This window comes from Mesorhizobium yinganensis (assembly GCF_040081985.1).
GTDB classification, from domain to species: Bacteria; Pseudomonadota; Alphaproteobacteria; order Rhizobiales; family Rhizobiaceae; genus Kumtagia; species Kumtagia yinganensis.
Genome location: NZ_JBEBMH010000052.1, coordinates 1 through 21,802, shown reverse-complemented (window position 1 = coordinate 21,802; position 21,802 = coordinate 1). Strand labels below are relative to the sequence as shown.

20 protein-coding genes are annotated in these 21,802 nt (G+C 61.3%); 3 read left to right on the top strand and 17 right to left on the bottom strand.

Features of this window, described 5'->3' with window-relative positions; all coding sequences use genetic code 11:
* Positions 1-288: 288 nt before the first annotated feature.
* Positions 289-1,359 (bottom strand): AI-2E family transporter, encoded by a 1,071-nt coding sequence (locus ABMA59_RS35495; protein WP_349010063.1) that lies wholly within the window; start codon positions 1,357-1,359, stop codon positions 289-291.
* A 32-nt stretch (positions 1,360-1,391) separates the two neighbouring features.
* Positions 1,392-2,216: an LssY C-terminal domain-containing protein gene (locus ABMA59_RS35490; RefSeq protein WP_349010062.1), complete on the bottom strand. Its 825-nt coding sequence runs from the start codon at positions 2,214-2,216 to the stop codon at positions 1,392-1,394.
* Between the two features lie 175 nt (positions 2,217-2,391).
* On the opposite strand from ABMA59_RS35490, the gene ABMA59_RS35485 reads away from it, so the two are divergent.
* Positions 2,392-2,862, top strand: a complete 471-nt coding sequence (locus ABMA59_RS35485; RefSeq protein WP_349010061.1) for a transposase — start codon at positions 2,392-2,394, stop codon at positions 2,860-2,862.
* 126 nt (positions 2,863-2,988) lie between these two features.
* The gene (locus ABMA59_RS35480) at positions 2,989-3,276 is read left to right on the top strand and encodes a S8 family serine peptidase (RefSeq protein WP_349010060.1); all 288 of its coding nucleotides are present in this window, start codon (positions 2,989-2,991) and stop codon (positions 3,274-3,276) included.
* A 22-nt stretch (positions 3,277-3,298) separates the two neighbouring features.
* Here the strand turns inward: ABMA59_RS35480 and ABMA59_RS35475 are convergent, their stop codons facing one another.
* The 15 genes from ABMA59_RS35475 to ABMA59_RS35405 form a co-directional block, all read right to left on the bottom strand.
* Complete coding sequence (locus ABMA59_RS35475) at positions 3,299-4,579, bottom strand: lanthionine synthetase LanC family protein (protein ID WP_349010059.1); 1,281 nt, start codon at positions 4,577-4,579, stop codon at positions 3,299-3,301.
* Positions 4,576-5,460, bottom strand: coding sequence for a T3SS effector HopA1 family protein (locus ABMA59_RS35470; protein WP_349010058.1), 885 nt, complete (start codon positions 5,458-5,460; stop codon positions 4,576-4,578). Before ABMA59_RS35470 ends, ABMA59_RS35475 begins: the two co-directional genes overlap by 4 nt.
* 50 nt (positions 5,461-5,510) lie before the next feature.
* Positions 5,511-6,473 carry a phosphotransferase gene (locus ABMA59_RS35465; RefSeq protein ID WP_349010057.1) on the bottom strand — a complete coding sequence of 321 codons (963 nt, stop codon included), beginning with the start codon at positions 6,471-6,473 and terminating at the stop codon, positions 5,511-5,513.
* 149 nt (positions 6,474-6,622) lie between these two features.
* Positions 6,623-8,308, bottom strand: a complete 1,686-nt coding sequence (locus tag ABMA59_RS35460) for a S8 family serine peptidase (RefSeq protein WP_349010056.1) — start codon at positions 8,306-8,308, stop codon at positions 6,623-6,625.
* Positions 8,309-8,941: 633 nt separating this feature from the next.
* Entirely contained in the window at positions 8,942-9,721 is a 780-nt protein-coding gene (ehuA, locus tag ABMA59_RS35455) for an ectoine/hydroxyectoine ABC transporter ATP-binding protein EhuA (protein WP_349010055.1), read from the bottom strand.
* Complete coding sequence (gene ehuD / locus ABMA59_RS35450) at positions 9,718-10,410, bottom strand: ectoine/hydroxyectoine ABC transporter permease subunit EhuD (protein ID WP_349010054.1); 693 nt, start codon at positions 10,408-10,410, stop codon at positions 9,718-9,720. The genes ehuA and ehuD overlap by 4 nt, the downstream gene beginning before the upstream one ends.
* A 10-nt stretch (positions 10,411-10,420) precedes the next feature.
* Positions 10,421-11,086, bottom strand: a complete 666-nt coding sequence (gene ehuC / locus ABMA59_RS35445; protein WP_349010053.1) for an ectoine/hydroxyectoine ABC transporter permease subunit EhuC — start codon at positions 11,084-11,086, stop codon at positions 10,421-10,423.
* A 65-nt stretch (positions 11,087-11,151) separates the two neighbouring features.
* Positions 11,152-12,003 carry an ectoine/hydroxyectoine ABC transporter substrate-binding protein EhuB gene (gene ehuB / locus ABMA59_RS35440; RefSeq protein WP_349010052.1) on the bottom strand — a complete coding sequence of 284 codons (852 nt, stop codon included), beginning with the start codon at positions 12,001-12,003 and terminating at the stop codon, positions 11,152-11,154.
* 49 nt (positions 12,004-12,052) lie between these two features.
* Positions 12,053-13,081, bottom strand: coding sequence for a N(2)-acetyl-L-2,4-diaminobutanoate deacetylase DoeB (gene doeB / locus ABMA59_RS35435; RefSeq protein WP_349010051.1), 1,029 nt, complete (start codon positions 13,079-13,081; stop codon positions 12,053-12,055).
* Positions 13,082-13,084: 3 nt separating this feature from the next.
* Complete coding sequence (doeA, locus tag ABMA59_RS35430) at positions 13,085-14,263, bottom strand: ectoine hydrolase DoeA (RefSeq protein ID WP_349010050.1); 1,179 nt, start codon at positions 14,261-14,263, stop codon at positions 13,085-13,087.
* A complete protein-coding gene (gene eutC, locus ABMA59_RS35425; protein ID WP_349010049.1) occupies positions 14,260-15,273 on the bottom strand; it encodes an ectoine utilization protein EutC in 1,014 nt (337 codons plus the stop codon). The genes doeA and eutC overlap by 4 nt, the downstream gene beginning before the upstream one ends.
* Positions 15,270-16,277: a hydroxyectoine utilization dehydratase EutB gene (gene eutB / locus ABMA59_RS35420; protein ID WP_349010048.1), complete on the bottom strand. Its 1,008-nt coding sequence runs from the start codon at positions 16,275-16,277 to the stop codon at positions 15,270-15,272. Before eutB ends, eutC begins: the two co-directional genes overlap by 4 nt.
* Before the next feature lie 71 nt (positions 16,278-16,348).
* On the bottom strand, positions 16,349-17,791 hold the full coding sequence (gene ehuR, locus ABMA59_RS35415; RefSeq protein ID WP_349010047.1) for a MocR-like ectoine utilization transcription factor EhuR: 1,443 nt from the start codon (positions 17,789-17,791) through the stop codon (positions 16,349-16,351).
* Between the two features lie 146 nt (positions 17,792-17,937).
* A complete protein-coding gene (locus ABMA59_RS35410) occupies positions 17,938-19,341 on the bottom strand; it encodes an aspartate aminotransferase family protein (RefSeq protein ID WP_349010046.1) in 1,404 nt (467 codons plus the stop codon).
* A 12-nt stretch (positions 19,342-19,353) separates the two neighbouring features.
* Complete coding sequence (locus tag ABMA59_RS35405; RefSeq protein ID WP_349010045.1) at positions 19,354-20,832, bottom strand: NAD-dependent succinate-semialdehyde dehydrogenase; 1,479 nt, start codon at positions 20,830-20,832, stop codon at positions 19,354-19,356.
* Positions 20,833-20,949: 117 nt separating this feature from the next.
* On the opposite strand from ABMA59_RS35405, the gene ABMA59_RS35400 reads away from it, so the two are divergent.
* Complete coding sequence (locus ABMA59_RS35400; protein WP_349010044.1) at positions 20,950-21,420, top strand: Lrp/AsnC family transcriptional regulator; 471 nt, start codon at positions 20,950-20,952, stop codon at positions 21,418-21,420.
* Positions 21,421-21,802: the final 382 nt, after the last annotated feature.

The following is a 21,802-nucleotide window of genomic DNA, read 5'->3' as shown; positions in this document are numbered from 1 at the left end:
CGCGGATACCGCATCGCCCGACACGAAGCTCTCCTCGACAATCTGACGCTTCGCCTCCGCACTGAACCGGCGACGCCGGCCCGTGTCCACGATCTCCAGAAGCTTGAAATCATTCTTGGTCGTAGTGGTGTCCATACGACCTGTAATCATTCCTGGCGCCGATGTTCACAAGGCGGCACTCCTCGGAGGCGTACCAGGAAACCACCATTGGTCACAATGCAGGTGCCTACGCCCGCATGCCCGAAGCGGACGGGAGCGTCCGCGTGCTTGGCAGTAGTTGTTTGCAATCTACATCGCAGTGGTTGAAGCGTTGTGAGCTGATCGCCCCAGGGATTTGCGTCTCGCGAAGCGGAGAATAACACCTAACGACGCCGCCACTGGTATTGCCAGCAAGACACCTATGAAGCCGAACAGCGCCCCAAATGCGAACAGCGCGAACATCATCCAGACTGGATTGAGATTGACCCGACGACCGATGAGGCGCGGCGACAGCACATAGTCCGCAAACACTTCTCCGACGATGAACACCCCGCCCACAGCCGCGACCGGCGCCCAATTGGGCCAGAACTGGTCAACCGCCACGCATACTGACACCAAGATGCCGGTACCGGCCCCCAGGTAGGGAACGAAACTTATGATTCCTGCAGTCGCACCAATCAAAATGGCATGGTTCAGCCCGATCAGCTTCAAAGCAGTCGAATAGAGCAACGCGAGGACAAGACAGATTACGAACTGACCGCGCACAAAACCAGCGACTGCCTCGTGGATTTCTCGCCCCAACTGCCGAATGTCGTTACGGTATTTCGGGGCGAACCAGCCGTCGACTGTAGCAATCATTCGATGCCAGTCGATGGCGAGATAGATGGCGATAATCGGCGTAACAACGAGCAGAGAGAGAAGGGAAAGCACGGCGCGGCCACTGGACCAGACTGAAGTAACGACGCCGTCGAGCCATTTGGTGCCCATCGTCTTTGCAACATCAACGGACGATTGCTCGATGTGAAGATCGTCGCCCAGGATACTGTGGACCCACGAGCGACTTGCGTCGGTGGCAAGGGACTGAAGCCGTGCGACGTAGCGCGGGAACTCTTCGATAAAAAATCTGAGTTCGCCAATAATAACCGGGAACAAGACCAAAAGAGCAGCGATAATACCCAATATCAGCGGCAGGAAGACGGTCAGCGCCGCCAAGGTGCGATTGATATTGCGCCGCTCCAACATGTCAACCGCTGGAACCAGGAGATAGGCCAGCAAAGTGCCGACAACAAATGGCAGCATGATCTGACGCAGCAGCACAACCGCGATTAAGGCGATTGCTCCAACCACAATCCAGAACGTTGCTTGTTGTGCAATCCTCATCGACCTACGGGCCGGGTACTAGAGCACATTTCTCAATTCTCAATAAGGCTGGCGAAGGCGACCTCGCCATCGGTGATGTAGTGGTTGACCTTTCCGGTCTGCAGACGTGAACCGGATTGATGCAATGCGACGTCCCCGATTAGCTGCTTCGTTCTCAGCTGGCTTACGATGTAATCTCGCTCGGCATTTGTGTCTGAATCCGTAGCATGCGTCACTTGGAACGTCAGTCTGGTTAGCGAAATTCCAGTGTCCCTGGTGCCGGCCCCGACCCACAGGACCCTTTGGTCGGTCGGTGGCACATCCGTGTTCAGCCAGAAGCTTGCTGACGTTAGGTCGTCGGCCGAATGAGAGAGGCTCTGCGCCCAAAAGCGGATATGATGGCGCCTGCGCGGGCTGTTGTCGATCGGCTGTTGGAAACCAATGTCTTGCCGTCGCCCGAAGAGATAGAGCGAACTGAAGGGGGCGGTGGGGTAGGAAGAGTTCAGCAAGAATGCCCGGACCATCCGCCACGAGCTCGCGGGACCCAAACGATCGGACGTCGACCAGCCCGCCGCAGCAAAGGCATCGCAAAGTTGTCGAAGAGTGCCGATCAAGACGAGGTTCACTGGATCGCCCGGCAATCCGTCTCCGGTAATAGTGTATCTCGGAATGAGCCTCCTGTGGAGAACCTTGAGGCCCATTCGAACCACGTTCGGCAAAATGACATAGGCAGCAAGCCCATAGGTCACGCCTACAGCCAGCACCCATGGGAGTCTGTGGTCAGCAGTGTCGAAAACGACGAAGACGATGAGCCAAACGCTCACTACACCCAGACAGAGAACTAAAAATCTCTGGAAAAGGCGTTTGAGTCTACTCAATCGTTTTTGTCCCGCACGGCGTTACCGACAGCGCCTTGTTGTCCCACGTCGCATGTTATTGCTCTTCGGGGCGCTGCTGTTGTCAAGGGAGTAGCGAAGCGTTTTCGACACACACACTGGGGCGGAAAGTATCCCCATGTCCACATAATCGTGCCGGGCAGCGGCATCGCGCTCTATGGGAAGCCCTGGGTCTCCTCGTGCTGGCCTTCCCGCTTCCGGTGAGGACGCTCGGCAAGCCGTTGCGCCGTCTCTTCCTGACCCATCTGGTCCCGCTGCACGACGCCGGCCGGCTCCGTTCTTCCGACCGATCACGCACCTCACCGACGGGCGGGCATTTCGTACACTACCTGTCTCCCGTGAGGAGCAAGCGCTGGTGGTGTACGTTAAGGCGCCCTTCGCCGGACTGGAGGCGGTGCTCACATACCTGGCTCGCTATACCCATCAGGCGGCGATCTCGAACCACCGCCTGATCGCCTTCGAGGAGGCTGGCGTCACCTTCCGCTACAAGGACTACCGCCGAAGCTTGCCCCCATGCAAATCACCCTCGCGAGCAGCAGTGGCACACGCGGATAACCTCGACGATTTTTCTCTCAGCACACAGATTTTTAGCTTGGACTGGGCAGTTTTGGCGTCAGGGTGCTCCTGAATTCATGTACCAGTCTCGTATTTTGGGGCTATCTTGAAGACAAAGTGATATTGATTACGAGTTCGCCAGAATTGAGCCTGGTGAGCCGGCGAGCAACCGGTCCGGACGTCACGGTTGCAAATGGCAATGGATGCAAAAAATTGGGCTCGCGGCCGAGGCTTTGCCATCAGCCTGCAAGGTGAGGTTATGACTCAAAGAGTGAACATCGGGATCGAGCCCGGAATCGAGCCTGCAGCGATCGAAGAAGCGCTGCGAAAGTCGACCACGGAGATCATGCGGTTGCGGCGCGATACCGGTGATGTGCTGGTGATAGACATTCCCGCAAGCGCCGACTTGAAGGCATTCCTCGAAGAGGTCCGGGCAATCACGGGTGTGCGCTACGCCGAGCCGGATTCCTTTCAATCGGGTTTTTGACGGCGGACCAAAGCGGCGACAGTTACCGCTTTGCTGTGATCACCGGACGACCCGGAAGCATCGGCGAGCCGATCGCCGCTGGGTTGCCGATGCGGAGCATGGTTACGCCGACGCCGGCAATGCCAGTAAATAGGCCGGGGACGTCAGCGCAACCAGCGAGGCCGGTGGTCCATTTGCCGCCGTTGAGCGATTTGATCTTGAGACAGAGATCGGCGAGCCGGCACGCGGCCTGGCTATGCTCGGGAAGTTTCAGGATTTCGCTGGCGAGCAAGATCAACTCGGTGACACCACCAAGCCCATGGCAGAGTGTTGCGTCGTGGGCGATGCCTTGCGCCGCATCGCGGCCTGCCTGTACGGCGAGCCCACGCGCTGCAAGCAACGCGGCCGACGCTTCAGCCAGCGCCCAGTCGTCGCCGGTTGCTTCGTACAGGCGCAGGCGGACGGCGCCGATGCCCAGTCCGCCATGGCACCAGGCGGTGGTCCAGCCGGGACTTTCAGGTTTGCGCAGATCGGGCCAGGCGCTGCGTTCCCGGGCGAAATGGCTGCGCTCGTAGGTGAAGGCGGCATGCGCGGCGTCGAGCAGCGACGCGTCTCCTGTCACCCACGCGGCTTCGGCCAGAGCGAGGCCGATGCCGGACGCCCCATGGCCGAGGCCGCACAAAGCGGGCTGGCCCTCATGGTCCGGCCAGGAGTCGCCCCACCACGAGTGTGAGCGTCGCCCCATCAAATATTTGCAGGCGAGGCGGGCCGCGTCGAGATAGAGGCTGTCGCCGGACATACGGTGCAAGGCCAGCAGACCGATACTGACTCCGGCCAATCCGCTAAGCAGATCATTCATTTCGATTGTTGCGCCGGCGATTATCGAATTGGCGATATCGCGAGCCAAAGCGAAGGCCTCCCGACGCAGATCCATATCGTCGAGCGCGTCGGCCACTTCAGCCGCCGCGAGCGCGACGCCGGCGGCGCCTGAATAGAGCGACAGGCTGGCGGGACAAAATTCGCGTCTCGCGGTAGAAAGCGAGAAGGCTAGTCCGGCGCGAGCCACATCAGCGTAGACCGGCGAAGCAGTAGCTCTTGCCAGATGACCGAGGAACCAGGCGATGCCGGCGGCGCCGCCATAGAAATCGGGGCCCACGGGGCCGTGGATCACACTGGTGTTGTTTTCGTCCGTGCCGACCAGATCATCGCCCACCCAGGTGACGCCCAAGGTTTCGGCAGAGGCGCCAGCGACCAGATTGTCGCCGATCTCGATTGCGGCATCGCGGTAACGCGATGTCGTCGCCGGCTGCGTCTCGGTTCTCATGCCGGCTGCACCTCCCAGGGTCGCCGCGGATCGATCGATGCCGCGGCCAGCGCGGCGACCAGTTTGGCGACGGCGTGCATCTTCATTGTCGGTCCGGTCTCGATGAGATCAAGCACGGCAGGGGCCAACGCGTTGCATCGGCTCTGACCAAAGGATGAGTTGCCGGCAGGGTCGTCAGCGCGGCCGACGCCTGGCGCGAGGGCGTAGGTGAGTGGCGGCGTCGACGGCCGCAGATGCCGGCGGAGCCGCTCGGCGAGCGCCGTTACCGCCGGCTCCAATGCCCGGCAAACTTCGCGCTCAAGATAGACCACAAGTGCATCGACGCGCTGCGTGAGGTCTGGCCGGATAGGATATTTGAGGGAATATTTCGTGGCCGTGCCATCGAGCCAGCTCGTGACTTCGGCCAGCACCGGGCCGACGTCCTGCCAGCCCACATTGAAATAGAGCCTGGTGAGCGGTGGTTCAGGCGTTGCGATCGACGACTGTGAAACCCAGAAACCTGTCGCCTCGTCGACATCGCTGATCAGTTCGTTGACGCTTAGCTCGTCGCCTGGCGCTGGCGGCAGGCCGGGGCGCGCAATGTTGGCGTATTGGCCGGGATAGAGCCAGCGGCTCACCTGCTTCAAGCCGGCCAGGCAAGCCCCGCCCGGATCGGATTGCAAGACTACCCAACCGCGCTGCCAATGCCGCGACGCGGCCGCCACCACAGCAAGCGCGCTACGCAAATCCGGCGGCGGTAGGGCGGAGTCGTGAATGACGGAAAGATCGGGTTGCTGGGTATACCAATTGCCATAGAGCCAATCGGCGATTTGCGTCAGCCGCTCGGTAGGGTCGACGCTCATCGCGAGCTCTTGAGGAACCGGATCGAGCAGCCCCGCCAAGCGTGCGAGATCGCGCTCGACACCTGCCGCCAGCCTGTCACTCGTGCCTGTTAGGTCCATTGCGTAAACCAGTCGGTGGCTTGATTGCGTTTCTCGCACAATATCCCGACGGTTGTCAGGATAGGCGTCACTCCGGTTTCGGTGAAGTCGCTATCCTCGTTGACGAACTGGGCGACGGCATCGACCCATTCGCTGGCGACATGGAGAAGGCGGGCGGCGGTGAAAGGCACGAGGCGATCGCAGGTGTCCGTCTGGCGGTAGGCATTGAGAAAGATCGGCGCCAACGTTTCGACCGTCCTTGGCCAGCCGCTCATGCCCGGTTCGGCGCCGATGCCGTCGCGAATGGCTTGCAGCACCATTTCGGCGAGGGCCCCGGCGATATCCCAGGCCGGGTCGCCCAGGCCCGACATCTCCCAGTCGACAAGCTTCAGTTCATCGTCTTGCAGCACCCAATTGTCGCCGCGGATGTCGCCATGAATCAAGCAACGCGGGCGATACAGGTGCTGCGCCTCGTCAAGCAATTGGCTGAAGACCGTGTCGTCGGCGAGGAAGCGCATGAACCGGGCGGAGCCGGCTGCACGGTCGGCTGTCGCCGTTTCGGTGTCCTCGCTGAGGTGCAATATGCCGGCCGAGAGTGAAGGGAGCAGGCTGACCTCGGTCGTATCGCCGTGCCATTTCGCCATTGCCATGCCAAGACGCACGGCGACCGGAGGGCGGGTGATTGGGTAAGGGGCGAAATGCAGCGGCCATTCGCTGCCGGCATGGCCCAGATATTCGACGGCAAGAATCTGATGTGCTTCGTCGAGCAGGATAGGCCTTGGCAGGGCGGAAGCGATGGCGGGCTTCCAACGTGCCAGCCGGTAAACATATAGCTCGCGTACCAGATTGCGGCCGCCGCGTGCGGAACCCTTCGCAGGATACTTGACGATGGCCATGCGGCCGTCGGGCGCTGTCACTCGGGAGACAACATGGAAACGTGACAGCGTCTCGATCTTGAGACGTGGGTCGTGCAAGTCGCCTTTTTCTAACCAGCCACAAGCGGACAGAGCTCTTGCCGCCAACGATCCGTCATCGACGCGGGCAGGCGCCGTCATATCGTGTTGCGGCGCGAGAGTCATTCGCGCCGCAAGCCTTTGCTTGAATTACAATTCTTCACCCCGGTCTATTCGCCGTTCCACATCGAGTAAGGATCATAGGCCGACCAGTCTTCGCCCTGGCTGCCACAGCCGCATCCGCCGCCTTGGTCGGAGGCCATGCCCTTGCCGAAACCCGGCGGCTGTCCCGGCTGGTCGATGCCACAAAGGAAACCAGATGGACAACGGATCAGGTTCGAAGGCTGGGGACAGGTCACCGGCGTCTGCGAGGGGCAGATCACCGTCTCCGACGGGCAGATCGTGATCTGCGATGGACAATCGTCCACCAAAGATCGGCATCTCACCGGTAACGACAGGCAGGTGATTTGTTGCGACCGGCACATCGTGATGATCGACCGGCAGGTCCAGATCGGCCGGGTCGGCGGGCACTGGATGAGTGAAGGCTGGCAGACGATCTGCTGGGACGGACAGCGCACCACGACGGAAGGCGGGCACCGCACGAACGACGGGCAGGCGGTGATCGGCACGCTTGGCTGCGGCCGCGGGCAGGCGCGATTGACGGCTGCGGCGGCATCGACGCAGCCGAAACCGTAGACGTCGTTGGGCACCGGATCGGCCGGATTGTCACGCAACGGCCGCGCCGTCTGCCGGACGATGTCACCGACCTGGGCCGCTGACAGTTGCGGGTTGCACGACAGCACCAAGGCTGCAACGCCGGCGACATGTGGGGTCGCCATCGAGGTACCCTGATAGGTATCGTAGCCATCGTCCCAGACAGTGCTGCGAATGCCGACTCCGGGCGCGACGACGTCGATATGTGGCCCGGTCTGCGAGAAGAACGCCTGGTGATCCGACTGGTCGATGGCGCCGACCGCGATGACATCGGGATAGGCCGCCGGATAGCTCGGATCGTTGTCGCCGTCGTCGAAGCCGTTCCCCATTGCTGCGCAAACGACGGCGCCTTGAGCAATAGCATAGGCTATGGCGTCGCGCTCGACCTGGGTGTCGACGGACCCCCCAAGGCTGAGATTGAGCACGCGGGCCCCATTGTCGACGGCCCAACGGATGCCGGCCGCAATGTCGGCTGCTGAACCGGTGCCGCTGACTCGGCCGTCTGAATTGCGCACCAGGCGAGCCAGCACCCGTACAGGCATCAGCCGGCAGTTCCACGTCACGCCAGCCACACCGACGCCATTGTTGCTGGAACAGGCGATGGTGCCGGCGACATGGCTGCCATGACCGACTTCGTCCTGGGGGTCGGCATCGGCATTGTCGAAATCGCCTTCGAAATGCCACCCGGGCGGCGGCGTCGGATTGGTCCCGAGATCGACCAGATCGCGGCCGGGGACCAGCAGTCCGGCGAGTTCGGGATGATCGAGGTCGATGCCAGTATCGATCACAGCGACGACGATATTGGGCGAACCGGTGGTGCGATCCCACGCGGCCGGGCAGTTAATGTGGTTCAAGCCCCATTGCGAGGGGTAGTCCGGATCGTTCGGGACGATGCAGGTCTCGCGATAGACGTTGGGCTCGGCATAGACGACACCGGCGACACTGGAGAGGCGCTTGACAGCCGTTTCCGCGTTGGTCTTGCCGGCATAGCGGATGCGGTAGGTGCCGGCCATCTGCACGGCTTCTGCCATGGCGGCCGAGGTTGCGGGGGAAGGTGGATGAAGGCTCGTGATCTCCGTAATTTTCAGATCGCCCAAGGCATCGTCAAGCGTGCCGATGCCGAATGCTTTGGCTCCAGCCATGGCGCGTCCACGCGAGGGACCTCGCGCTATGCTCGCAGTCATCTTATTGGCGGCATCAGGACTAAGCTGGACCAGTAATTCACCCGGGACGATGTTGGATACGCCTTTGGAAAACACACGTGCACTCTGCTTGCCCCCAGCCAGCGCTCTAATCTTGGGGGGTTTCCGAGGTTCTCTAGAGTCAGCCATAAAATTCTCCTTTGTGTGCGCCCCCTTGATATTTCCAGTTAGAAGATCAAGCACTTGCAATTATTTATTGAATGTTTCGTGCAAGAAACAAAAGTGTATGTTTTGAAAAATACGCCACCGAACGTCAAATGTCAATCATTGAGCTCGCTTATCATGGAAAAGCCATAAATGTGTAAGGAAAATTAAATAATAAATCGAACATTGAGCAGAAATATCTCTCGTATAAGGCTAAAACTGTCGCCTAACTCACTATAACATCATCCAGTTAAGTTGGTGACGCTTAGGCTCTGATGGTCAACTGGGAACAATCTTGGGTTGATCCTGGCGAGTGTTGCAATATGAATAGCAACGCGCCATGCAGGCGGAAATGCGATCAACGACAACGGTGGGAAGCGACCGGCGGCTCTCGAACAACAATTTGAGCGTGACAGACCTTGTGCTTCCCTATCCGATTACCGACTCTAGGAACTCACGGGTTCTGTCCTGTCGCGGAGCACCAAATATCTCTTCAGGTCGGCCTTGCTCGCAAATACGCCCGTTGTCAAAGAAGCAAACGCGGTCCGAGACCTCGCGGGCGAAGCGCATCTCGTGTGTGACGAGCAGCATGGTCAGCTCATGTTCGTTCGCCAGATTACGGATTACCGACAGCACTTCGCCGACGAGCTGTGGATCGAGCGCCGAGGTCGGTTCGTCGAAAAGCAGGACGCGGGGACGCATGGCGAGCGCACGGGCGATCGCCACGCGCTGTTGTTGGCCGCCGGAGAGCTGCGACGGATAGCGATCTTTCTTGTCCGCCAGTCCGACCATTGCCAGGAGGTCGACCGCCCGGCACTCGGCTTCGCCGCGCGGCAGGCCGAGCACACGCACTGGCGCTTCGATTACGTTGCGCAGCACTGTCATGTGCGGAAACAGGTTGAAGCTCTGGAACACCATTCCGACATGGCCTCGGATCTGGTGCATGTGCTTTTCCGACGCCTTGAAGGGGCCCTTGCCGTTCGGCTCGTGATAGGGCATGCCGGCGAGAGTCAGCGTTCCTTCCTGAAACGGTTCCAGGGTCATCAGGATGCGCAGCACCGTGGACTTGCCCGAGCCGGACGGCCCGATGAGCGTGACCTTCTCGCCCTTCGCGACTTTGAAATCGAAATCATCCAGCACGGTCAACGTGCCAAAGCGCTTGGCGACTTTGGAGAACTCGATGATCGGTTTGGTCTGGTTCTCGCTCATCGCAAGGGGATTCCTGCTTTGGGAAGCGCGGTCTGCAAGCGGTGCAGGACCGCCGAGCAGATCAGCGTCAGGAGAAGGAATATCAGCCCCACCATTGTCAGAGGCACGAGATATTCGAAGGTACGCTCACCAATCATGTTGGCGAGCCCCATCATCTCAAGCACCGTAACTACGGACAGCACCGGCGTTTCCTTGATCATGGCGACAAGGTAGTTGCCCATGGCGGGCAGGATGCGCGGGATGGCCTGCGGTATGACAACATCGCGGTAGGTCTGCATTCGCGTCAGGTTGAGGGCAGTTGCGGCCTCCCACTGTCCGCGCGGCACCGCCTCAATTCCACCGCGATAAACCTCGGAGGTATAGGCGGCGTATTGCAGGCCGAGCGCCAGAGCGCCCGTCATAAAGGCGGGCAGCACGATGCCGAAATCCGGCAGCACGTAGTAGAGGAAGAAGAGTTGCACCAGCAGCGGCGTGTCGCGCAGGAATTCGACCACGAAGGCCGTCGTCCACGACATCACCTTGACGCGGCTGCGGCGCAGCAGCGCAAAGACGAGACCAAGGACGAGCGCGATGCCGAAGCCTGCTGCGGCGGCCTGCAATGTCACCGTCAGCCCTATCAGAATGATGGGCAGGATGGACGTCGCGTAGGTGACCCAGGTTGTCGTGTCCCATTCGTAGCCATACATCATGGACACGACCTCACGAATGCGCCGCGCGCGGGAACGCGTTGCCGCGTCGCACGATGCGCTCGAGGATGCGGACCCCGATCATCAGCACCAGCGACATCGCGAAATAGCAGAGGAGCGTGACCGAATAGATGCTGGCGCTGTCGAGCGTGATGTTGCGGATGGACTGAGCCGAGAAGGTGAGGTCCGCGATCGAGATCAGCGAGACCAGCGAAGACAGCTTCAGCGTCTCGATGGCGAGGTTGCCGAATGCCGGCATCATCTCGACGACAGCCTGCGGCAGCGAGACGTGGAACAGGGTCTGGAAGCGGCTGAAATTCAGCGCACGGGCGGCTTCAAGCTGATGGACCGAAACGGATGAAAGCGCCCCGCGAACGATCTCGGCACCGTAGCCTCCGGCATGGGCGGCGAGCACAAGGATCCCCGTGGTAACCGGCTCGAAGCTTAGTCCGACGAGCGGCAATGCGTAGTAGAACCAGAAGAGCTGCACAAAGAGCGAGGTACCGCGGAACACCTCGGTGTAGCAGAGAGCGACGGTGGAGAGGACCCAGCCGCCTTCGACCCGCAGAACTCCAAAGAGGAAGGCGAGAACTCCGCCAATGGCAATCGACGCCAGCGTGATCGTCATCGTCACGGCGGCGCCTTGCCAGAGCATCGGCAGGTAGGCTGTCCAATCCATGCGGGGCACTCCAGTCCGTCGGCCGGCGGATTGCGCCCGGTCCCCTGACCGGGCGCTTTGCGTCGTCACTTGCCGGCGCAAAGGTCCGCGACATTCTTCTCGGCCGCCGCCGCGATGCTCTGCTCGGAAAGACCGTACTTCATTAGAATTTGCTTGTACTCGTCGGTCTTGCGGAACTCGACGAGCGCGGCGTTGAAGGCGTCTCGCAGTTCCTTGTCCTCCGAGCGGAAGGCGAAGCCGCCATAGTTGCGGACCGGTGCGTCATTGACGATCGGGTCGGTGAACGGCGCAACCTGCTCGACATTGGCCTGATCCTTGGCGAGCGCCGACACGGTCAGCTCCGTCGCGGCATAGGCGTCAACGCGGCTCTGGACGGTCGGGATGGCATCGGCGTTGGCCTGAATGAAGATGATCTGATCGTCCTTCACCCCAACGGCGCGAAGGAAGTCGACATTGTTGGCTCCCGAGACCACGGCCACCTTGAGCGACGGATCCTTCGCGATGTCGGCATAGGTTGCCAGGCCCTTCGGATTACCCTTCTTCACGAGGAGCCCCTCTCCGTAGGACGAGTTCGGCTCGGAGAAAGCGACCTGCTTGCAGCGCTCGGGCGAGATGTTCTGCTCGGCAGCCGCGAAGTCGAAGCGGCGTGCCTTGAGGCCGGGAATGAGGGTTCCGAATGGCGTCACCGTCCAGTTGATTTCCTCCACCCCTATGGATTTCAGGACGGCGGTCGCGACATCGGGTCCTATACCTGCCGAAGTGCCGTCCGGCTGCATGTAGGAGTAGGGTACCTCGTTGGCCGTGGCGGCACGTATATAGCCCTGCTCCTTGACCTCATCGACGGTCAGCGCGCTCGCAGAAGTCATGCCTATGGCGAGTGCCACTATGGAAAGTCCGGCTATCTTTGGGATATGCATATCAGTTCTCCACTGGTTGATAGGTCTTGCAGTCCGTTTTCGGATCTCGCTATGTCTGGCCTGGTTGCGGATACTCGGCGATCGTCGCGACGACGGAGAGACAATCTCCGGCCTTGATGAGGCCGGGCACGTGACGCGCTGCAAGGACACCGTCGATTGCGGCGCGGTACTCGATGGGCGCCACGCCAGTGCTACCGATCGGATAGACAAGCGCGATGATCTCGTTCGCCGATACCGGCGCGCCGAGATCACGCGCAAAGGCGATGAGCCCGTCATCCCTTGCGAAGGTGAAGCAATCGCTGGAGGGCATGTCCAGCCAGCGCGAGGTCCGAGGCTCCGGGGTGCCGCCGAGAATGCCCATGTGGCGCAGGACATCGAGAGTTCCTTGCCGAGCGATCTTGATGGAAGTCGCGCTGGCTGTCCCTGCGCCACCAAGCTCCGTCGTAATGAACACCTTGCCCATTTCCTCGACCGTCGTGTCGAGCATGCCGACGGCATCGATCTCCAGCATCTTCATCGAATAGGGGGCAGCGAACGCAGCGACAGCTGCAAAACACCTGGCTTGCTGGCTCTTGTCCGGCAGGGTGTGCGCTGCGGCATATGGCAGGAAATCGAGCGTCTTGCCGCCCGAATGGAAGTCCAGAACGATGTCGGCCAACGGGATCAGGCGGTGGGTGACGTAGTCCGCTATCTTCTCCGTGACTGTCCCGTCCGGCCTGCCCGGAAAGCTGCGATTGAGGTTGCCGCCGTCGATCGGCGAGGTTCGTGTGCCGGCACGAAAAGCTGGGTAGTTCAGGGCCGGGACGATGATGATCCGCCCACTGACGTGTAACGGCGCAAGCGTTTGCGCCAGCTCGAACAGTGCCGCAGGGCCTTCGTATTCGTCACCGTGATTGCCGCCGATCAACAAGGCGGTTGGGCCGATTCCATGGGCGATTATGCAGATGGGAATCATGATCGAGCCCCAGGCGCTGTCGTCGCGGCTGTAGGGCAGACGCAGATGTCCGTGCTGCACACCCTTCGCGTCGAAATCGACGGAAGCGACGATCGGCGAGGGGCGAGGGGCACTGTTCAGCACGGTCTATCCCCTTACGAAAAGCTGGCGCGGCACACTGGACAGGCATTCCACGCTCGTTTGGGTGATGGCTATGCTCTCGGTGATCTCCAGCCCCATGTCTTCCAGCCAGAGGCCGGTCATGAAGTGGAAGGTCATCCCGGGCTTCAACTCGGTGCGGTCCCCGGGACGCAGGCTCATGGTCCGCTCGCCCCAGTCCGGCGGGTAGGAGAGACCGATTGGATAGCCGGTGCGGTTGTCCTTGGTAATCCCGTATTTCTTCAGCACGGCGAAGAAGGCGTTGGCGATGTCCTCGCAGGTATTGCCGGGTCTGGCGGCCGCAAGCCCGGCCTCCATGCCCTCCAGCGTCGCCTTTTCGGCGTCGAGGAAGGCCTGTGTAGGCTTGCCCAGAAACACCGTGCGCGAAAGCGGACAATGGTATCGTTTGTAGGTTCCGGCGATTTCGAAGAACGTGCCTTCGCCGACCCGCATCGGCTTGTCGTCCCAGGTCAGATGCGGGGCAGAGGCGTCGGCGCCTGAGGGTAGCAGCGGCACGATGGCCGGATAGTCGCCACCGAACTCGGGCGTGCCGCGGATGCCGGCATCGTAAATCTCGGCCACTAGGTCGCACTTGCGCATGCCTGGCTCGACCACGTCGGCGATGCGCTTGTGCATGAGTTCGACGATGCGGCCGGCCTTGCGCATGTAGTTGAGCTCGGTCTCGCTTTTGACCGCGCGCTGCCAGTTCACGAGCCCTGCAGCATCCTTGAAACGAGCATTGGCGAGGTATTTCTGCAGCGAGGCATGGGCGGCTGCCGAGAAATAGTAGTTGTCCATCTCGACGCCGACCGAAAGCCTGTCCCAGCCGCGCTCGCTGATGATCTGCGAGAGATAATCCATCGGATGGCGTTCAGTGGACTGCACGTAGTGATCGGCGTAGCCGACGATGTTGTCGTGCGCGAGATAAGCCGTCCGCTTCGCGCCGTTGGCATCCTGCTTGCGGCCGAACCATACGGGCTCGCCCTGCGGCGGCACGAGAACGCATTGGTGCACGTAGAAGGACCAGCCGTCGTAGCCGGTCAGCCAGTGCATGTTCGACGGATCGGTGACGATCAGGAACTCGATGCCGGCCTTCTCCATGGCGGCGCGAGTCTTGGACAGACGCGCCGCATATTCCTCGCGCGTAAAGTTCAGCGCCACACTCACGCTGCATCTCCTGTGGTGATCTCGTTGACGATCGTCTGTCCGCTTCCCGCGTCCTCGGCACGGGCCAGCGCCAGATTGGCGATGGCAGTGTCCTGAACGCCTGTCCCGGTCAGGTCGGCAAAGGTGATGTCGTCAGAGCCCCGGCGCCCGACCGCCTGTCCGGTGATGATGCTTCCGAGCTCGGCAAATGCCTGGTCGGGCGCTGCCGTGCCGGCTTCGATCGCATGATGAAGCTCACCGAGAATGCAAGTCTGCGTTAGACGGTCGGCGACATAGGTCGCGCGTTCGAAGAGCGTCGGATCGATCTCGTTCTTGTGCTCGGCATCCGAGCCCATTGCGGTGAGATGCTGCCCCGGCTTCAGCCAGTCGGCAAAAAGGATCGGCTTTTCGGCCGGAGTCGTGGTGACGACGATATCCGCAGCGGCAATGGCCTCTCGCGGATCGGCAAACGCGACGGTCGCGATGCCGTGGTCCCGCGAAAAGTCGGCGGCGAACTTCCGAGCCTTCTCATGGTCGCGAGCCCAGATGCGTGCCTCGCGGACCGGGCGGACCAGGGTCAAAGCCTTCAGTTGCAACCGAGCCTGCATGCCGGCGCCGAGAATTGCGGCACTGCGCGCGTCTTGGCGCGCGAGATGCCTGGCTGCAACACCACCCGCTGCCGCTGTGCGCACATCGGTCAAATAGCCATTGTCGAGTAGCAGGGCCTCAACAAGACCCGTCCTCGCACTGAACAGGATCATCAGGCCATTCAGGCTCGGCAGTCCTAGCTTGGGGTTGTCAAAGAAGCCGGGGCTCACCTTGATGGCGAAGCCATCGAAGCCCGGAACATAAGCGGTTTTCACGTCCACTTCGCCGCGGAACTCCGGGATGTCCAGGCGCAGGATCGGCGGCATGGCTACCGGCCTTGTCGAAAGCGCTGCAAAGGCCTGCTCGATACAATCGATGGCCGAGAGGTCGAGTTTGATAATGGAGCGAAGATCCCTTTCGAGCAGGACGCGGATGCGGCTCATGCGGCGCCCTCCACGATAGCCCTATGGACCTGCGGGTCGATGTTGTGGCCGGAAACGACGATCGCCGTCGGGCCGCATGACGTCACCTTGCCGGCCAGAATCGCGGCGATGCCGACAGCGCCTGCTCCCTCCACCACCTCGCCTTCCTCGCGCGCCGCATGCCGGATGCCGGCAGCGATCTCTTCCTCGGTCAGGAGAACGATGTCATCGATCAGTTCGCGGCAAAGCGCGAAGGTGACGCGGTTCGAAAGTCCGATGCCGCCACCAAGCGAATCCGCCAGCGTCTGCTCTTCATTGACCGCGACTGGCCTACCGGCTGCCATGGCCGCGTGCATCGCCGCACCGCGCTCCATCGAGACGCCGACGACGCGGGTTCCCGGCTTCAATACCTTGATCGCAACCGCAACGCCGCCTGCAAGACCGCCGCCTGACAGGGGAATGAGGACCGTATCGAGGTCGGGCATATCCTCCGCGAGCTCGAGGCCGATCGTGCCTTGCCCGGCAACGACATCGACTGCATCGAAGGGTGGAATGGGGATCAGGCCAAGGCCCTTCACCAGGCGCTCGACTTCCTCCTGCGCGTCGTCCTGCGACACGCCGACAATGCGGATTTCGGAGCCCAGCGACCTGATCGCCTCGACTTTGTTGGCCGGGACAAGTGCCGACATGCAGACCGTTGCCGGCATGCCGAGCTCGCGTGCCGCATAGGCGACGGCGCGCCCGTGATTGCCCGTGGACGCGGTAACGAGGCCGCGCCGCCCCGAAAGGTCATCAAGCGCCAGGATGGCGTTCATCGCACCGCGCACTTTGAAGGCGCCAGTCGGTTGGCGGGTTTCAAGCTTGAGGTACGCGGGTTGTCCGCTCCGCTGAGAAAGCAGCGGCGAATGGACAAGAGGCGAACGCAGGACACGACCGTTGATCCTGGCGGCAGCGCGTTCAATGTCTGTCAGCGTGACAGGCAGCGCCGGGTCGGTATTGGATCGGAGAAGGTTTTTCCGCCACATGATTGTGATGTTGCGAGTGAACAAAAATCATGTCAATTATTATATTGTAATGATCCAATAATAGGATCCGGTCAGCCGATCGAACCTATATCGTAAACGGGCGGCAACTGCTCGAATGCCCGTCTGACCGTGGTCAGCGCATTTCTCAGGCTTGTCCTGCTCAAGCGGCCTCCAAGACAGATGCGGATGCCGCCGGCATGGCCCGTTCCCGCGATGAACGGCTCCGAGGGAGTGACCGCGACATTCTGGTTGGCCAGCGCCCGCACCAGTCCGTCTTCCGTCCAGTGCGCTGGCACCTTGAGCCAGGCACAGAGCGCCAGCGGATGGCTTGAAGCAACGTGATCGCCAAGGATTTCCGCGGTGATGGCCTGACGTGCGCGGGCTTCATCGCGCTGGACCTCGATCAGGCGGAGCGCCGTCCCGTCCTCGACCCAACGGCTTGCGATTTCACCCGTTAGATAGGTCCCGCTCCAGCTCGACACGCGCAGGATAGAGGCCGCGCGAATTGAATAGGCCGGCGGGACCACCAGATAACCGGCGCGCAGACCCGTAAGCACCGTCTTTGTGAAGCTGGTGACGAAGAAGCCGAGATCCGGCAGCATCTCTGTGATCGACGGCAGTTGCTCCTCTATCAGCGGGCGATAGACCTCGTCTTCGATCACAAATAGACCGTGACGTTGCGCGATCGCGGCGATCTCCTGCCGGCGCACGGCGCCAGCGACATGACCGGTCGGGTTGTTGAGGGTAGGGATGAGCACCAGCGAACGCACGCCGCCTGCCGCGCAGGCCGCTTCCAGGGCATCCGGCAACAGGCCTTCAGCGTCGGTCGGCAGCCCTTTCAGGCTGAACCCAAGGACGTTGGACAGACCGATGATGCCATGATCGGTCAGATTTTCGCACAGGACCACGTCGCCTGAGCGGACGACGCAACTCAGTGCCAGGAAGATACCGTGTGCGGCTCCGTTGGTGACGAGGATGCGCTCACTTCCCGCCCCGACGCCCAGCGGGCGCAGCCAGGCACGAGCCGTTTCCCGGTGACGCATGAGCCCGGCGACCGGGCGGCATGGGCGCATGAACTCGGCGACTTCGCCTTCGGCTATTTCGCGGAAAACCTCGCGTGCGGCCGTCTCGTGCGCGTCGAGGTAGGCCGCACGGATGATGGACAGGTCCAGCACCTCGTTCGGACTGTGGTCGAGCATCATGCGCCCTGCGCGCTCCGTCACCCGCGCCCTTACGAAGGTGCCGCGTCCGATCTCGCCGCTGAGGTAGCCCAGCCGCTCGGCCTCCTTGTAGGACAGGCTGACGGTCTGCACGGACAGGCTAAGGGCGCGGGCCAAATCCCGATGCGTCGGCATCCGGTCCAACGGCTTCAGCACGCCTGAATCGATGTCCGCGATGATTTGCTCAGTCAGCGCGGCATGCTTCGTACTACCCTTCTTCCTGACAAAGGCGGGAATCCATTCGGTAGTCCTTGGCAGCGGAGGGATGCCAACGGGATTGGCCTGGCGGCTCATGAAAATTGTCTCGTTTCTGAGGCAAGTACTTCATGACATTATGCACGCTTCAGGCAAAAGATGAAGCGCGTTTACCACCCGGACTGCAAGCAGTCCCACCGAGCAGCGGGGAGGGCGCCTTGACCGCGCCCCTGATGTCGTGGGTATCAGATCCTTTCGCCGGCCTGGACAAGGTCATCCATCACGGAGCGCACGGCGCTTTCCGCGATCGCCACCATCTCGTCCACCTCCGCTTTGGTAATCACGAGCGGCGGGGCGAAACCGAGGATGTCACCATGCGGCATGGCGCGCGCGATAAGGCCGCGACTGCGTGCCGCCTTGGAGACGCGCGCGCCAACGGTCAGCGCCGACGCAAAGCGGCTCTTCCTCTCGCGATCCGCCACAAACTCTATCGCGGCCATGAGACCGACGCCGCGAACCTCTCCGACAATTGGAAGCTGTGCGAACCGAGCCCGCAACTGGGCCTGGAAGTAGGCGCCGACCTCGCGCGCATTGGCGGGCAGGTTCTCCTTCTCAACGATGTCAAGGACCGCATTGGCGGCCGCGGCGCCGATTGGATGGCCGGAGTAGGTGTAGCCGTGGGAGAACGATCCAACGCGGTCCGCGCCTTCTTCCATCACCTTGAAGACCTTTTCGCCGACAATCGCGCCCGATAGCGGGAAGTAGGCGGAGGTCAAGCCCTTGGCGACGGTGATGAGATCGGGATCGATATCGTAATTCTGTGAGCCGAACATAGAGCCCGTGCGTCCGAAGCCGGTGATCACCTCGTCGGCTATCAACAGGATATCGTATTTCCTGAGGATAGCCTGAACCTCTTTCCAATAGTCGGTTGGGGGAGGCGTGATACCGCCGGTTCCCAGCACCGGTTCCGCGATAAAAGCGCCGATCGTATCGGGGTCTTCGCGCAAGATCAGCGCCTCGAGTTCCGCGGCGCGGCGCCTGGAAAACTCGGATTCCGTCTCGCCGGCATCCGCGCCCCAATAGTGGTGCGGCGCGCCCGTATGGAGGATACCGGCGCGTGGCAGATCCATGTGATCATGGTAGAAGGACATGCCGGTCATGGAGCCGGAAACAACGCTGCAGCCGTGATAGCCGCGCTGACGCGCGATGATCTTCTTCTTTTTCGGCTTGCCGCGCAGATTGTTATAATACCAGACGAGCTTGGCCTGTGTCTCATTGGCATCGGACCCGGACATGCCATAGAAAACCTTGCTCATCCTGCCAGGCGCCATTCGCACGAGGCGGTCGGAAAGGATTGCCAGTTCCTCAGTCGTATGCGCTGCGTAGGAGTGGTAGTAAGCGAGGCGGTAGGCTTGGCGCGAAATGGCTTCGGCAACTTCGGGCCGGCCGTAGCCGATATTCACGCAGTATAATCCGGCGAAGCCGTCGATCAACTGGTTACCGCGCGCATCCTGGATGCGGATGCCCTTGCCGGTCTCAACTATGGTAGGGTCGCCCAACTTGCCGGATGCAAAATCCTTGAGTTGTGTGAAAGGATGCAGGACGGCGTTGCGGTCCATCTCGGCGATCTGGGTGAGGCTGACGGTCATGACGGGTTCCTTTCAGGCGGCGAGATTGCCGAAGCAGATATATTTCGCTTCGAGATATTCGGTGAGGCCGTGGCGCGAGCCTTCGCGGCCGAGGCCAGATTGTTTCCAGCCCCCGAAGGGGATCGGCGCGCCGGTGAATTTGGACGTGTTGACGGCAACCATACCGTATTCCAGTCGGTCGGTCAGGCGCATCGCGCGGCTAAGATCATTGGTGTAGACATAGGCCGCAAGCCCCATTTCCGTCGCGTTGGCCCGGTCAATGACTTCGCTTTCCTCGTCGAAAGGAAGCAGCGCGGCAACCGGTCCGAACGTTTCCTCACGGGCGATCAGCATGTCGTCGGTCACGTCGGCAAGGACGGTCGGTGTGACGAAGTTACCGCCAAGCGGGCTGTCCTGGCCTCCGCATACAAGTCGAGCGCCGGCCGCGAGCGCCTGCGCGATCTGCTGCCGGCATTTCTCTGCGACGCTGGATCGTGTCATGGGACCGATGTCGACGCCCGGCTCGAAACCATGACCGACATTAAGTTTCTCCGCCGCCGCCGCAAAGGCATCGACGAAGGCGTCGTGGATGTCGCGCTGTACATAGATGCGGTTGGCCGCCAGGCAGTCCTGGCCGGAGGTCGCAAACTTGGCGCCGATGCAGCCTTTCACCGTAGCGGCTAAATCGGCGTCCTTGAAGACGATGAAAGGTGCGTGGCCGCCGAGTTCGAGCGAGGCCTTCTTGACCGTTGCGGCCGATTGCTCGAGCAGAATGCGGCCAACCTCGGTAGAACCGGTGAAGGAGATGGCGCGAACCCGCGTGTGCTCCAGAAGCCGTTTGGCCAATGGCACGGCTTCGCCAGTCAAAACCTGAAACACACCCTTCGGCATGCCAGCCTCGTCGGCAAGCTTCGCCAACGCCAGCGCAGACAAGGGTGTCTCGGGAGCTGGCTTGACGATCATGGTGCAGCCAGCGGCCAATGCGGCTCCGGCCTTTCGCGTGATCATCGCCGAGGGGAAGTTCCACGGCGTGATCGCAACCGCGATGCCGAGCGGCTGCATCTGAACCGACAGGCGGCTGCCAGGCAGATGGCTCGGAATGGTCTCGCCATAGGCACGTTCGCCTTCAGCTGCGAACCAGTCGAGAAAGTTCGCGGCATAAGTGATCTCGCCAAGCGCTTCCGCTAGAGGCTTGCCTTGTTCAGCGGTCATGATGACGGCGAGGTCCCGCGCATGTTCGTGCATCAGTCTGCCCCATCCACGCAGAATCTGACCGCGCTCGACAGGAAGCCGGTTACGCCATTCGAAATAGGCCTCCTGCGCGGCATCGACGGCCGCGTCGGCATCCTCGAGTGAGCAGGCGGCGACGTCGACAATATGATCGCCATTAGCCGGATCAATCACGGCTAACGTCTTCTCTCGAACGATAAAGGTTCCATTCAGGAAAGCACGGCGCTCGATCAGGTCCGGACGAGCAAGGGTCTTGAAGGTTTCAGCAGCAATGCCTTGCATTGGCGAGCTCCGTGATTCGGAGAAACCTTAGCCGGCGTTCACTGTCAGTTGGCTGCGCAGATTTGACCGCGTACGCAGGAAGAATGCATAGTTCGTGATCTGACGCAGGAATTTTGCATGCTCGCACTCGACAGAGCGGACCGCGCCCTGCTGGACGCGGTTCAAAAGAACAATCGACTGACCTCCGAAGAACTCGCGGACGTCGCCAACCTGTCGCCGACTGCCTGTCAGCGGAGGTTGAAGCGGCTGCGTGAAGCCGGCGTGATCGAGGCGGACGTCGCGATCGTTTCGCCCAAGGCGGTCGGACGCGGCATTACGATGATCGTGCTGGTGTCGCTGGAACGCGAACGAGCAGACATTGTCGACCGGTTCAAGGCCGCCATCCGCGCCACCGAGGAGGTCATGATCGGTTACTACGTAACGGGTGACACCGATTTCCTGTTGGTCGTCACCGCCGAGGACATGGAGGACTACGAAGCATTTACGCGCCGATTCTTTTACGAAAACCGCGATATCAAAGGTTTCAAGACAATGGTCGTCATGGATCGCGTAAAGGCAGGGTTTGCGTTGCCGATTGACGACAAGTGACGAAGGAGAGCCTGCTGCCGCCGGGTCGGAGGCGCCCTCGCCTGCGCCGGTCGGCTCACTTTGCCAGGCCGCGCATCTGTGCTGAGCAAGTCAACCTGCTTGATCGGCTTCTCGCCCAACCCGCTATGCTATCGTCGACCGCCGGCAGGCCCCCGTTCTTTGGAACTCCCCGAGGATGTGATCCGTAGTCGACCGTGAACAATTGAGCTTTTGGGCTGCGAGCGGTTTGTGTTGGCTCAGCAGCGCAGCGCTGAGTATGTTCAAAAACGCCTTCAACCACCTGAGCAGGAGGGTGAAGGTGTAGCCGGCGGCGGCCAGGATTGGGTTGATATGGGGTCGTCGTGCTGGCCGGCGAGATGGTTGCGGTCCATGCGGTGCTCGT